Source organism: Micromonospora musae, from assembly GCF_003626545.1.
GTDB lineage: Bacteria > Actinomycetota > Actinomycetes > Mycobacteriales > Micromonosporaceae > Micromonospora > Micromonospora musae.
On the sequence record NZ_RAZS01000008.1, the window covers coordinates 208,278 to 221,494 of the forward strand.

The 13,217-nt window shown below is 68.3% G+C and carries 9 protein-coding genes and 3 pseudogenes; 8 read left to right on the forward strand and 4 right to left on the reverse strand.

What is annotated here, in order from left to right:
• Positions 1 to 17 precede the first annotated feature (17 nt).
• Together D7147_RS22925 and D7147_RS22930 are read left to right on the forward strand one after the other, a co-directional pair.
• Complete coding sequence (locus D7147_RS22925) at positions 18 to 1,079, forward strand: ABC transporter substrate-binding protein (protein ID WP_120680997.1); 1,062 nt, start codon at positions 18 to 20, stop codon at positions 1,077 to 1,079.
• A gap of 149 nt (positions 1,080 to 1,228) precedes the next feature.
• Positions 1,229 to 4,153, forward strand: coding sequence for an FAD-binding and (Fe-S)-binding domain-containing protein (locus D7147_RS22930; RefSeq protein WP_120680999.1), 2,925 nt, complete (start codon positions 1,229 to 1,231; stop codon positions 4,151 to 4,153).
• A 355-nt stretch (positions 4,154 to 4,508) separates the two neighbouring features.
• On the opposite strand, the gene D7147_RS22935 is transcribed toward D7147_RS22930, so the two are convergent.
• Positions 4,509 to 5,456 carry an NAD-dependent epimerase/dehydratase family protein gene (locus D7147_RS22935; protein ID WP_120681001.1) on the reverse strand — a complete coding sequence of 316 codons (948 nt, stop codon included), beginning with the start codon at positions 5,454 to 5,456 and terminating at the stop codon, positions 4,509 to 4,511.
• Between the two features lie 31 nt (positions 5,457 to 5,487).
• Positions 5,488 to 5,865, reverse strand: coding sequence for a hypothetical protein (locus D7147_RS32175; protein ID WP_199734250.1), 378 nt, complete (start codon positions 5,863 to 5,865; stop codon positions 5,488 to 5,490).
• Here D7147_RS32175 and D7147_RS22940 point away from each other — a divergent pair.
• Positions 5,819 to 6,046 (forward strand): DUF4326 domain-containing protein, encoded by a 228-nt coding sequence (locus tag D7147_RS22940; protein ID WP_120681003.1) that lies wholly within the window; start codon positions 5,819 to 5,821, stop codon positions 6,044 to 6,046. The two genes, D7147_RS32175 and D7147_RS22940, sit on opposite strands and share 47 nt — an antisense overlap.
• Here the strand turns inward: D7147_RS22940 and D7147_RS33565 are convergent.
• A pseudogene (locus D7147_RS33565) lies at positions 6,036 to 6,925 on the reverse strand (hypothetical protein). The gene D7147_RS22940 and the pseudogene D7147_RS33565 sit on opposite strands and share 11 nt — an antisense overlap.
• 309 nt (positions 6,926 to 7,234) lie before the next feature.
• Here D7147_RS33565 and D7147_RS33170 point away from each other — a divergent pair.
• The 4 genes and pseudogenes from D7147_RS33170 to D7147_RS32750 all read left to right on the forward strand — a co-directional run.
• Positions 7,235 to 7,480: pseudogene (locus tag D7147_RS33170) on the forward strand (site-specific integrase); the annotation flags it as partial.
• A 457-nt stretch (positions 7,481 to 7,937) separates the two neighbouring features.
• A complete protein-coding gene (locus D7147_RS22955; RefSeq protein ID WP_120681153.1) occupies positions 7,938 to 8,303 on the forward strand; it encodes a nucleotide pyrophosphohydrolase in 366 nt (121 codons plus the stop codon).
• A gap of 234 nt (positions 8,304 to 8,537) precedes the next feature.
• Positions 8,538 to 10,346: a DUF2075 domain-containing protein gene (locus D7147_RS22960; RefSeq protein ID WP_233563338.1), complete on the forward strand. Its 1,809-nt coding sequence runs from the start codon at positions 8,538 to 8,540 to the stop codon at positions 10,344 to 10,346.
• Between the two features lie 458 nt (positions 10,347 to 10,804).
• The gene (locus D7147_RS32750) at positions 10,805 to 10,951 is read left to right on the forward strand and encodes a hypothetical protein (protein WP_199734251.1); all 147 of its coding nucleotides are present in this window, start codon (positions 10,805 to 10,807) and stop codon (positions 10,949 to 10,951) included.
• Positions 10,952 to 11,072: 121 nt separating this feature from the next.
• Here the strand turns inward: D7147_RS32750 and D7147_RS22965 are convergent.
• A pseudogene (locus D7147_RS22965) lies at positions 11,073 to 11,174 on the reverse strand (transposase); the annotation flags it as partial.
• A 531-nt stretch (positions 11,175 to 11,705) separates the two neighbouring features.
• Between D7147_RS22965 and D7147_RS22970 the strand changes: the two are divergent.
• The gene (locus D7147_RS22970; protein WP_147437432.1) at positions 11,706 to 13,181 is read left to right on the forward strand and encodes an LVIVD repeat-containing protein; all 1,476 of its coding nucleotides are present in this window, start codon (positions 11,706 to 11,708) and stop codon (positions 13,179 to 13,181) included.
• Positions 13,182 to 13,217 lie beyond the last annotated feature (36 nt).

Sequence of the window (13,217 nt, forward strand, 5' to 3'; positions counted from 1 at the left end):
GTCGAAAGAGTCCACCCATGTCCCGCAGTAGAACATCCGTATTGCGCCGTCTCGGGGCCGTCGTCGCCGTCTCGGCAGCGCTGCTCGCCGCCGGCTGTGCCAACAAGGGCGGCAGCGAGCCGGCTACCGGCGCCGACGCCATGCGCCTCAACGTGGGACAGATCAGCGACTCCGTCGCGTTCTTCCCGCTGTTCGTCGCCGAACACGAGGGCTACTTCAAGGCCGAAGGGCTCACCCTGGGAGAGCGGCCTCGGCTCGGTACGGGCGCCAAGCTCGCCGCGGCGGTCCAGTCCGGCAGTATCGACGTTGCCGGCGGCGTGATGACCGACGCGTTCAACCTGCACAAGATCAACAACAAGGCGCGGGTGGTCGGCTCCCTCGTCGACGCCTACTACGTCGACATCATCGCCGGATCGAAGATCCCGACCGCCGGCGACTCGGCGCCGCTGAACGAGCGGATCCAGGCCCTGCGCGGCAAGAAGATCGGCATGACCGGGCCGGGCAGCGGCACCGAGGCACTGGTGAACTACCTGTTCAAGCAGGCCAACCTCGACCCCAAGAACGATGCGACCCTGGTCAACCTCGGCGCCGACGCGTCTGCGGCGATCGGTGCGCTGAAGGCCGGCCGAGTCGACGCCCTGTCGTTCTTCCAGCCGATCGGGCAGCAGGCCGTGGCCACCGGAGTCGGCCGCGTCTACATCTCACCCGCTCGCGGTGACGTCCCCGCTCTCAAGGACGCCATCCACGGTGTCGTCTTCACCACCCAGGACGTCATCGACCGAAAGGGCAAGGCGGTCGGCGCGTTCCTGCGCGCCATCGCCAAGGCCGAGCAGACCATCAACGGCGACCCGGCGAAGGCCACCGAACTGCTGCAGCAGTACCAGAAGACGATGAACGCCCAGACGGTTCAGGCACTCGTACCGGTCCTGCAGGCGGAGATCCCCGACGCCCCGACCCCCACCGAGGCCGCCTACAACGTCTCGGCGGACTTCCACCGACAGACCGGCCTGGTGCCCACCACGCCCACGTTCACCGACATCATTCCCTCCGAGTGGATCGCCACCGCGATCAAGGGCTGACAAGCAGCAGCCGCCATCGTGTCGACCGGACCCCCCGCGACGGGTCCGGTCGGTACAAAAGCACCTCGGTTTCCGAGTGAGCGCGCGGGCACTTGCTTCGACTGGTGCCGTCGGATGCGCCGCCCGCATGTCAACGAGGGAGGGCAGCAATGAAATCGGTGCGCGCACCGGGGCTCAGCGATGACCTCGTCGCGGCACTTCGGAAGGCAGTCGACGGGGATGTCGACGACTCCGAACGTCGCCGGGCCGAGTACTCCACCGACGCGTCGAACTACCGGGTGCCCCCGCAGGTAGTGGTGGCCCCGCGAGACAACGACGACGTGCTAGCCGCCCTGGACGTGGCCCGCCGCCTCACAGTGCCGGTCACCGCCCGCGGCGCGGGTACGTCGGTGGCAGGCAACGCAGTCGGCACCGGAATGGTGCTCGACTTCTCCCGGCACATGAACCGGATCATCGCGCTCGACCCCGACGCCCGCACCGCCGTTGTCCAGCCAGGGGTGGTGATGTCCGCCCTGCAGGCCGCAGCCGCCCCCCACGGGCTGCGCTTCGGCCCCGACCCGTCGACGCAGAACCGGGCGACGCTGGGCGGGATGATCGGAAACAACGCGTGCGGCCCGCACGCCGTCGCCTACGGGCGCACCGCCGACAACATCATCTCGCTCGATGTCGCCGACGGTGCCGGGCGCCGATTCCACGCCGGCGCCGGCGCCGGCGCGCTGGACGCGGTCGCGGGCCTGGACGCCCTGGTGCACGCGAACCTGGCGACGATCCGCACCGAGTTGGGCCGCTTCGGCCGGCAGGTCTCCGGCTACTCCCTCGAGCACCTCCTTCCCGAGCACGGCCGCGACCTGGCCAAGATGCTCGTGGGCACCGAGGGCACCCTGGTCACGGTCCTGCAGGCCACGGTGAACCTCGTACCCGTGCCGGCCGCCCCGGTCGTCGTCGCGCTCGGATACCCGGACATGCCCACGGCCGCCGACGCGGTACCCGCGCTCCTGACCCACCAGCCCCTCGCGATCGAGGGCATGGACGCCCGCCTCGTCGAAGTCGTACGCCGCCACCGCGGAGCGGCCGCGGTGCCACAGCTGCCCACCGGTGGCGGATGGCTGCTCGTAGAAGTCGGCGCCGAGGACGGTGAGGGCGCTGACGACGTGCTGACCCGGGCGTACGCGCTGGCCGCCGATGCCGGCACCGACGCGGTGCGGGTCGTCCCCGCAGGGGCTGAGGCGGCGGCGCTGTGGCGCATCCGGGCCGACGGCGCCGGCCTGGGCGGGCGAACCCCGAGCGGCGCGCCGGCGTGGCCGGGCTGGGAGGACGCGGCCGTCCCGCCTGATCAGCTGGGGGACTACCTGCGCGACTTCACCGCGCTGATGGCCGAGCGTGGCGTGGACGGGCTGCTCTACGGGCACTTCGGGGACGGGTGCGTACACGTACGCCTGGACCTACCGCTGGAGACACCTGCCGGGATCGGGCCCTCCCGGGCCTTCCTCGAAGCGTCCGCCGACCTCATCGCCGCCTACGGCGGGTCACTCTCCGGCGAGCACGGAGACGGGCGGGCTCGCTCGGAGCTGCTGACACGCATGTACACCCCCGAGGTGATCGCCCTGTTCGGCCAGGTCAAAGCGCTATTCGACCCGGAGAACCTGCTGAACCCCGGGATCGTGGTGGACCCGCGGCCCCTGGACTCGGACCTGCGCCGGCCCGCCGCCCACCCGACCTCGCCCCGGCACGGGTTCGCCTTCGCCGACGACGGCGGGGACTTCACCCGCGCGGTCCACCGCTGCACCGGAGTGGGCAAGTGCCGGGCCGACAACTCCAGCGCGGGCGGGTTCATGTGCCCGAGCTACCAGGCGACCCGGGACGAGAAGGACGTCACCCGCGGCCGCGCGCGGGTGCTGCAGGAGCTGACCAACGGCTCACTGGTCACCGACTGGCGCTTCCCGGCGGTGCTCGAGTCCCTCGACCTGTGCCTGTCCTGCAAGGCCTGCTCGACGGACTGCCCCACCGGCACCGACATGGCCCGCTACAAGTCCGAGGTCCTCCACCGCGCCTACACAGGCAGAGTGCGTCCGCGCAACCACTACATCCTCGGCCAGTTGCCCCGCTGGTCCTCCCTGGTCACCAAGATCCCGGCCCTGGCCAGGCTGACCAACACAGTGCTCAGGATCCGCCCCATCGCGAAGGCGATGCTCGCCGCGGGCGGGATGGACCCCCGCCGGCAGATCGTCACCTTCGCTGAGGAACGCTTCTCCGCCTGGTTCAGAAAACAGGACCGCGCGACCATGCCGGAAAGCGCGGCACTCGCCGCCACGCCCCCGTCGTCCACTCCGCCGCGGCCGGTGGTGCTGTGGGCCGACACGTTCTCCGACACGCTGGATCCAGCCGGGGCGCGCGCCACAGCCGCCGTGCTGCAGGAAGCCGGATACACCGTGATCGTGCCCGAGGAGTCCGCCTGCTGCGGGCTCACCTGGATCTCCACCGGCCAGCTCGACGGGGCCAAGAAACGCCTGAGCCACCTACTCGCCGTCCTGGCGCCCTACGCCACCGACGGGATCCCCATCGTGGGCGTCGAACCCTCGTGCACCGCCGTGCTGCGCTCAGACATGGTCGACCTCCTCCCAGACGATGCCCGCGCCCGGATCCTCGCCGCCGGCACCTACACCCTCGCCGAGCTGCTCACCGCCCCCGCTCCGCTCGGCCCCGGTCCCGGCTGGACCCCGCCATCGCTATCCGGCGTCGAGGTCGTCGCGCAGCCGCACTGCCACCACCACTCGGTCATGGGCTGGGAAGCCGACGCCGCGCTCCTGGCCCGGGCAGGCGCGTCCGTGACCCGGCTAACCGGGTGCTGCGGCCTGGCCGGCAACTTCGGCATGGAGGCCGGCCACTACGACACGTCCGTCGCCGTCGCCGAGAACGCCCTACTGCCCGCCCTGCGCAACGGTGGGCCGGACACTGTCTACCTCGCGGACGGCTTCTCCTGCCGCACCCAGGCCAACCATCTCGCCGGCCGTCAGGGCGTCCACCTCGCCGAACTCCTCGCTCGCGGCAACTACTCCCCAGCGGTGACCCGGTGATGGGCTCTGGCCCAGCTCACCCAGGCTCAGCTACGAAGAGCCCTGCCGATCTAAGAGTTGCTGCCGCCATCCTGCGTCAACCAGGCCCGCTGGGCCGGGCTGCTGGCCGCCCTTCAAGCGGCGAGCACTGATCCCTGCTCGCCCGACTCAGTGGCGTTGACCTCGACCGCACCACCGTCAGCCTGACGCGCTGGGTGTACCGCAGGGCGACTTCCTCTCAGCGCACGTGGACAAGGCGAACAAGCCGAAGCAGGGGCCTGCAGCAGCAACGGCGACCTGAGTGCCCGGTACTCATGCGCGATCGCACCGAGTCGCCCGGCTGACCAGCAACGGGTAGACCCTGCCAACACTCGGGTTAGCTGGTAGCGAGACTACGGATGCCGTCACGGTAGGTGGGGTACTTCGGTGTCCAGCCGAGCTCCCGCTTGGCCTTGTCGTTTGAAAGGCGCGCCGCCGAGGTCAGGAACGCGTGCAGGTACGGCCCGATGACCCGCACGAGCGATAGCGGTACGGTCATCGGCTTCGGCGTGCCGAACGCTGCCGCCAGGAACCGCACGTGCGCGTTCATGGATGCCGGTTCGTCGTCGACGATGTGGTAGGCCTGGCCGGGCGTGCCGCGTTCCAGGGCCGCAACGGTGGCCGCACCAGCGTCGGCGAGGTGGGTCCACGGCAGCAGGCCCGGGCGACGGTCGGGCACGACAGGCAGCCGGCGCTTGCGCAGCATCGTGACGATCTCGTCTGTGCCGCCATCGCCGAATCCGGGGCCGTAGAGGGCGCCGAAACGCAGCGAGATGCCATCCACGCCGTCGGTGTGCAGGGCGAGGTGCTCCTTGACCCGGAAGCCTTGCAGGTGGCGCTCCAGAGCTGGCGTGCGCCCAGGCGGCGCGAACGGGGTGTTGGTTTCGGTGATCGTCCGGTCGCCGAAATCGCCGTAGCCATACCCGAAGTGCATCGACTCGACGATGAGCCGGCGGGCGCCGATTGACTGGGCCGCCTCGATGAGGTTGCGGGTGCCCTGGCTACGCAGCGCGTTGGTGGCGGCCATGTCCTGGTGCCGCATCGGCACTTTGCGCAGCGCGGTTGCCGCGTGGACGGCCGCGTCTGCATGCATGCCGTCAACGGCATGGAGTAGAGCGTCGCGGTCCATCAGATCCGCCACCAACGGCTCAATGCCCATCCTGCCCAGCTGCTCGGTGCCGGCGGGCGACCGGGTCATGCCGATCACGTCGTGACCGGCGTCGGCCAGAGCCATGCTCATGTGTCTTCCGAGGACGCCAGAGGCGCCGGCCACAAGCACTCGCATCACTACCTCCAATGGGGAACTCACTGTCGGGTTAGGGCGGCGAAACCAGTTCAAATGATGGAACCGACACGTGCGGCGTCGGGGGACCTGGCACGTCGGCCCGTGCCCACCGGACGGCGCGCAGCATGACCGGCGATGCACCTAACTGAACGATGCGGGTGCTCAGCGCGTAGCACAACCCGCGGCCCGCGCTGCCCTCGCCTACACCGAGGCGCTCACTCGCGTCGCGGATGCGACCGTCGCCGACGATTTCGGTGCCCGGCACGACGCGCTCGCCGAGCACTTCTCGCAAGAGGAGATCCTCGAAATCATCGGGATCGTCATCAACATGAACGTCTGGACCCGACTCAAGATGGCCGAGGGTGCCGTCCCAGGTCTCGCCGAGCAGGCGACGTTCTCCGTGGGCCAATCCGTTCAGCCTGCGACAGCATGATCGGGCGGAGGCGTTACGCCTCTATCGGCAGTGGCTGGTGGGGCAGCCGGTCCTTGTTGACCGGGCGCGTCGGGAACTCGCGGGAAAGCAGTTGGCGTGCTGGTGCCGCGTCGAGGATGCATGCCATGGTGACGTGCTGGCCGACATCATCGGTTGACGTGCGCCCGGTACCGAGCGGTGGGCCGTCTCGGTGCATAGACACCGCCGATGCTGAAGGACTGCGGTCGTGCCGCCTGGTTACCTACGAAGAAGGCAACGTCGCGGTCAGCGGCGCAGAGCTGGCTGAGGAACTTGTTTCTCAGCTCCTCCGCAGCCTCCGTGTCGGTGAGCTGGCCTAGACGGCGTTGGAGGGCGACGAACTCCCAGTCCCAAAGTGTCTGCTGATGACCGCGGCAATGACGGTCTGCGCAGCGGTAGCGGTAGGCGCCGGTGAAACGGGGTGCTTGAAGCGGGCTGCGCCTGGCCGGTTCCAGTAGGTCGAGCTGATTGAGGTAGCCGGCGATCTTCCTGCGATCCTCCGCTGACCAGCCGGGATGTCGCTTCACTTGAAGAGCCGAGATGTCGGCCACGCGAATCAGCGCGATTGATCGTGCGCTCGGGTCGTCGCGGGTCTGTTTGTTGAGTCGGTACATGGAGTCTTCGACGAGCGGATCGAGGAGATTTCGACGTGACTGCCGGCTGGCGATGTGCCGCTCGGTGGGATGGTGTCCACGATCGGCTTCCAGCTCTCGCGCCGCTGGTCTTGCCTGGCTGGCAGGGCCTCGACGTGGATGATGTCGTACTTGTGGAACTTGCCGTCGTCGTCGAGGTCCCGATAGTGGACTGGGTAGAGGCGAATCCAACCCGTCCAGGGATGGTCCATGCCCAGCGCGCCGATGCAGACCGTCTCCCCGTACCGCGCGGAGGGGTTCGGTGCCACCTTCACTGTGATCAGGAGGCGGAGTTTCGCCGATCGTGCCAGGACTGGCTTCGGTCTCGGATCTTCGTCGGTGCTCGGTCCCCACAACGGAAGCTGTTCCAACGGAACCACCCACATCGCTAGATGCAGCTGCCCAGACACGGTTAGTTACATAGGCAGTCTCATATCAAGGGGATCTGGCGCTAGCCGGCGGGGGCGAGGGGCGGCTGCCCAGCCGAACGCCGGCGCGGAGAGCTCGCCTGGATTCGTCACTTTCAGTAAACCGCCGTCTCGGTGCGTGGCGCTTCATCGCCGAGCCGGGAAGGCACGTGTCAGGCGTTTCTGGCGATCGGCACCCCGGTGCTGGGCTCTCCGTGGAGATCAACTTTTGGCGGCTCGGTTTGATCGCTTCGCGTCCTTCGTCCTCGGCTCTCCAGGAGACGATGAGTGAAGGGATCCACCTTCAAACGCTGCGGCTGCCGCGACAGCGTCACGGGCCGGCGACTGGGACGCTTCTGTCCCCAGCTTCGCCGGCCCGGCGGCGGCTGGTCCCGCACCCACGGCTACTGGCACTGGCAAATCGAAATAGCCGTCCGCGCCGACGGCACCCGCCGCCCGCTCCGCCACGGCCCCTATGCCACCCAGGCCGACGCCGACGCCGTCCTGGCCCGCATCCGCCCGGAACGGGCTCTCGGCGGCGCAGCCGTGCGGGAGGAACGTCGCGAGGCCGAGGGCGTGCATCTCGCCCTGGCTCATCACGTCGAGCGCGGTGCCGTTGTTGGCGCGTTCGTTACGCAACTCCGCCCCGGTGGTCTTCAACCAGGCGCGGGCCGCCTTCAGCTGGGCCAGGGCCGCCTCCTGCGACGACACGCCGGCGCAGGCGCCCAGCGAGGACCGCAGCTCGGCCGCCGCCTGCCGCAGCGCGTCGAGCGGTACGTCCGGGGCGTCACATAGGCCCTCGGCCGACGGACGACATCGGCATCAGCTCAGGCCGGTCACCCCCGCGTATCGTCCCCGCCCGGCGACAGCAGTCGAGCGGCCGGGTCACTACATCGAGCAAATCAGTTGGCAGTCGACAGCCATCCGGGGCTGCCCGACGCCTACCTTCCTGCGATCTCCGCCCAATTGCCAACGTTAGACTGTGGGCACCATGGAGCAGAACGCCTGTTGCAGCCGTAGGGAGCACGATCTGCAGCGCCGAGTGCGCGCCTTCGCAGAGGAGCGGGACTGGGGGCAGTTCCACACGCCAAAGAACCTCGCCATGGCACTGGCGGGTGAGGTCGGCGAGTTGATTGCCGAGTTCCAGTGGCTGACACCGGAGCAGTCCGCCGAGGTGATGTCGGATCCTGAGGCCGGCGGCCGGGTCAGAGCCGAGATCGGTGACGTAATGATTTACCTGACCCGTCTCGCGGACGTGCTCGGCATTGACCTGGCCGACGCGGCACTCAGCAAGCTGGAGAACTCGGCCCTCCGTTACCCGACCGATCAGGTTCGAGGTTCGGCCGCAAAGCGGTAGGCGCTGAGTCGAACGGTCGTGGAATTAAGTTGATCTCTTCGCTACAGTCCACCACATCAAGGCGCGTTACGACGGGCTTCCGGCTGCTGCCGGACACGCCCCCCATGCGCACGATCACTTCGTGCTGCCCGGGGGCATGTTTTGTCGACATTCCGCACCTCCGCCGATGGTCTTCTGCGCCTGGCCGGTAACGGCACTCTCGCGGATCGGATCGCGGAAAGCATGGGCCGTAACGTGAGCCCTGCAGAGCGTCGCTCTTGGTCGCGCAGCCTTGAGGTGCTGGGGCAGGATCTCGCCGATGCCGGCCTGGGACAGGTCGAGGTCCTGGTGGAGTACCATTTGCCGCTGACCAGCAAACGGGTCGATGTGGTGCTCGCCGGCGTCGACCCGAAAACCGCCGAGGACTCCTACGTCGTCGTGGAACTGAAGCAGTGGTCCTCCGCGGAGTCCTACGAGGGCTCGGAGCACCTCGTGGCAGTCGAACACGTCCGGGGCCCGCGTCTGCACCCAGGCGTGCAAGTCGAGCTGTACTGCGAGTACCTGACCGACTTCCTCGGCATCCTGGCCGGACACGGCAGCCCTGTGCGTGGGGTGGCGTATCTGCACAACGCGGTCGACCGTGACGTCAGCGATCTGTTCGCGCGACGCCCAACCGAGCAGAGTCGGATCTTCACGAAGCAGCGGCGCGGACAGTTCCTCGACTACCTTCGCACCCACCTGGCGCCCAAATCCGGGGTCGGTGCCGCAGACCGCTTCCTCACCAGCAGTGTGCGGCCGAGCCGACGCCTATTGGCTTACGCGGCGCAGGAGCTGAAGGAGCGGTCGCACTTCACGCTCCTCGACGAGCAGCGCGTCGCGTACGAGCTGGTGCTGCACGCCGTGGAGCGCGCCCGTTCGGCGGACCATAAGAGCCTAGTCGTCGTCTCCGGTGGACCCGGCAGCGGCAAGAGCGTCATCGCGCTCTCGGTCCTAGGCGAACTGGCGCGGCAGCAGCGGACGGTCATGCACGCGACCGGGTCTCGCTCCTTCACGCAGACGCTGCGCCGCTACGCCGGCCGTGGCTCTACCCGACTAAAGAACCTGTTCGGTTACTTCAACAGCTTCATGTCGGCTGAGCGCAACGGCTTGGACGTGCTGATTTGTGACGAGGCGCACCGGATTCGGGAGACCTCCGTCAACCGATTCACGCCGAAGGCGAAGCGGGACAAGGCCCGCCCGCAGATCGATGAACTGGTCGCCGCCGCTCGGGTGCCGGTCTTCCTGCTTGACGAGCACCAGGTGGTCAAACCCGGCGAGCTGGGTAACGTCGAGGTCATTTCGTCGTACGCGAAGCAGTTGAACCTGGATGTCGAGGTGGTGGAGCTGCACGGCCAGTTCCGCTGTGGAGGCAGCGACGCGTACGAGCAATGGGTCGTCGATTTGCTCGGCCTTGACAGCGGTGAGCCGTGGGTCTGGACCGGCGATGGGCGCATCGACGTGCGCCTCGCCAGTTCGCCGGAGGAACTGGAGGTCTTCCTCGCCACGAAGCAGGCGGCCGGGTTGACCGCCCGGCTGTCCGCTGGCTACTGCTGGCCTTGGAGTGACCCCCGGCCGAACGACACCCTGGTCGCGGACGTGCAGATCGGCGGCTGGTCGAGGCCATGGAACGTCAAGAGCGACCGCAGTGTCAGCGAGGCACCCGGAAGCGCGTTCTGGGCCACCGATCCGAACGGCTTTGGTCAGATTGGCTGCGTCTACACGGCACAGGGCTTCGAATACGCCTGGTCCGGGGTAATCATCGGGCCGGATCTGGTGGCCCGGGACGGCCAGCTCGTGACCCGGCGAGAGCAGTCGAAAGATCCAGCATTCCGCAGTCGCAAGTCGGTCAGCGACGCCGAGGTCGACTTGCTGATCCGGAACACGTACAAGGTCTTGCTGACTCGCGGTATGCGCGGCACCGCGATCTACTCCACCGATCCGGAAACCTGCGAGTATCTCGCGTCGCTAGTGAAGGTGACCCGCCCAGTGGAGACGTCGTACGAGCCCGACCTTTCGGAAGTCTGAACGTCCAGAAAACGCTTCCCCGATCTAGGGGACCATCAACAGAGCCCTAATTCCGCTACCGGTATGCGGGTCGGTGGTAAAGCTGACCCTGCCGGCCGGCAGGTCGTGACCAGCCCGGCCGCCAGCTGGTCTATGCGGTGCGCCGAGGCGCTCTTGGTGCAGGTGCTCTCGAATGCCAATCGTGCGGCGGAGCGGCTGGGTCGCCCGGCTGGCGACGGCGCGCGGAGCCGGAGCGGCGTTCGGCTGGAGGAGCCAGCCCTACTGCTGTTCGACGCCGGGGCTCTACTGGCCTACGTGGATGGGGTGACCACAGTCGGTGGGGCATTGGTGGAGGTGGCCGATGCCGAAGGCAGTTTGGCGTGCCGCCGAGCTGCCTGCTGGAACCAGGCGAGCGTGAGCTGTTGCGGCCGTCAAAGAGGTACGCGCGCAGCGCGCCGCCCTCGCCACCCTGCTGGCCGGTGGACGACGAACGGGCACGCCGCGCCGCCACCCCGTTGAAGAAGCGCGGCCCGGTGGACCTGACGGCACTGGCCGCGATTCTCGACGAGCCGGACGACGTGACCCCCGGCGACCGCTACGGCTGTGTCGGGCGCTCGTCGGGCTGAACCTGCGACCCCGGAGGCGGTGACCAGCATGACCGTCCGGCTGATCGACGCCGCCAGCGAGGCGCGCCAGCACGGCGGTGGGCGCTCCCGGGCCGCACTGCGCAGCGCCGAGCTGCTGCGCCTGCACCACCGCCTGAGGCCAGACGGCCTCGATGGCGGCGGGCAGACCGATCAGGCCGTCGCAGACGACGATGAGCACGTCCTGCAGGCCTCGGGCGTGCAGGTCGTTCATCGCCGCAGCCAGAACTTCTGGCCTTCGTTCTGCTCGCAACGCAAGGCGGTCAGCCGATGACACGCCCCCGGCGCAGCGCGGTCCAGGGTTTCGCCGGACTCGATCGAGCCGGGTTTCCTGGCGATCACCGCGACTCCCGCTCGGCCCGGCTGACCGCGCTGGCGTCGCCTTCAGCACGCCGTGCAGGGGGCCGATGCCGGCTCCCACCGGCTGTCCGGCACTTGACGTAGAGGACCGCCCGCGCGCAGGCCGGCGGCGCCCGTGGGAGCGTGCTCGGCGTACTCGGGCGGTCACCGTACGCCGTAGTTGGCGGGCGCAGCGCAGAGCCAAGACAGCTCGGCTGACGTGCGGCGTTGCATGATCACGACGATTGACGTAGCGGCGGGGCCGTCTTCCTCGACAACTGCACCATGACGGTCCGCTCGCGCCGTCCTTAGTGTCATGATCCGTGCGCTCTTCGGCTGCGCGGTGTCCAAGCTGCGCTGAGAGTCACCAAGGGAGAAATGCCAAGGGAGAAATGTGGTGAAAGCGAAGCCCCTCGTCGCGGGCGCAGTCGCGCTGGCGATGGCTGCGGCAGTGCAGCTCGGTGGAGCCGGCGCGGCATTCGCCGCCGGGCCGGCATCGAGCCCGTCGGACAACTCCGCCCACGGCGGCGGTGTCCTGGACGACGTTCACAATGTGCCGACGACCGCTGTCAAAGGCAACGTCACGTTCATCGACAACGTCAGGGGAGTCAGCGGCTACTCGGCGCTGAACTTCATCAACTACAAGAAGTACGGCTACGACTTCATGTTCGCCAACGGCACCGGCGGTCTCGCCGTCTGGTCGCTGAAGAACCCCAAGCACCCGGCCCTGGTCTCGAAGATCACGGCGGCCGAGCTGCGCCTGCCGGGGGACACCCAGGACAGGTTCTGGGAAGGCGAGAACATGACCGTCGACCCGAAGCGCAAGCTCGTCTTCCTCACCCGGGACCCGCGTGGCTTCGGTGGCACCGTCTCGACCGGTCAGTCCGGCGTCTACATCGTCGATGTCAAGAATCCGTGGAAGCCGGAAGTCGTTACCTTCCACCCGATCCCGGCCGGGCACACGGCCACCTGCATCAACGACTGCAAGTACCTCTGGTCGGTCGGTCCGGCCAACACCGGTACGCCAGGCCAGGATCCCTCCTGGAAGGGTGTGCCGGTGCGGGTGACCGACATCCACGACATCAAGCACCCGTACACCTTCGACCAGGCGGTCGATCTCGGCCGGCACGACGGGGTCACCGACTACGTGCACAGTGTCGACGTCGACAAGAACGGCATCGCCTGGGCCTCCGGTGAGGGTGGCGTACGTGGCTACTGGACCCAGGGCAGGCATTACGACCCGGTGCTGAAGCGCAACCGCGTCGCGACGGCGTACGACCCGGTGCCGTACGCGGGCGGGACCGTCGTGGCCACCAACCCGGAGGGCACCGAGTTCTTCGACTTCTTCGACCACAATGCGTACCACAACACGGAGAAGGTCCGCGGCTTCGACAAGGGCGAGCTGCTCTACATCACCAACGAGAACATCACGACCTGCTCCCGGGCGGGCGAGTTCAAGATCGCCTCGTTGAAGGGCAGCTACGACGGCGAGGGCTGGCGTTCCACGCCGGAGAATCCGTTCCGGCTGGACCTGATCAGCCACTGGTCGCCGTGGGGCAAGGAGGGCTCGGCCACCACCGGTAGCTGCTCCGCGCACTGGTTCACGGTGAACGGCAATATCGTGGCGCAGGGGTGGTACGGGCAGGGCACCCGCTTCATCGACGTGTCGGACCCGAGGAACCCGACCCAGGTCGGCTACTTCCGGGTGCCGGCAGGGGAGGGCGTGACCGGCGGTTCGGCGTCGGCCGTCTACTGGCACAACGGGCTGGTCTACGTCGCGGACTACAACCGGGGCGTCGACGTCCTGCGGTTCGACGGCAAGCTGGCCGGCAAGCCGGACGACAAGATCTGTTGGAACTCGTGCGACAAGTAACCGTCTGAACGAAGGCACCGGCCCGAGCGCGGCGAC

Excerpts from the sequence above, each read along its gene's own strand:
- D7147_RS22925 (WP_120680997.1), top strand. The coding sequence starts at position 18 with ATGTCCCGCAGTAGAACATCCGTATTGCGCCGTCTCGGGGCCGTCGTC.
- D7147_RS22930 (WP_120680999.1), top strand. The coding sequence starts at position 1,229 with ATGAAATCGGTGCGCGCACCGGGGCTCAGCGATGACCTCGTCGCGGCA.
- D7147_RS22935 (WP_120681001.1), bottom strand. The coding sequence starts at position 5,456 with ATGCGAGTGCTTGTGGCCGGCGCCTCTGGCGTCCTCGGAAGACACATG.
- D7147_RS22955 (WP_120681153.1), top strand. The coding sequence starts at position 7,938 with ATGGAGCAGAACGCCTGTTGCAGCCGTAGGGAGCACGATCTGCAGCGC.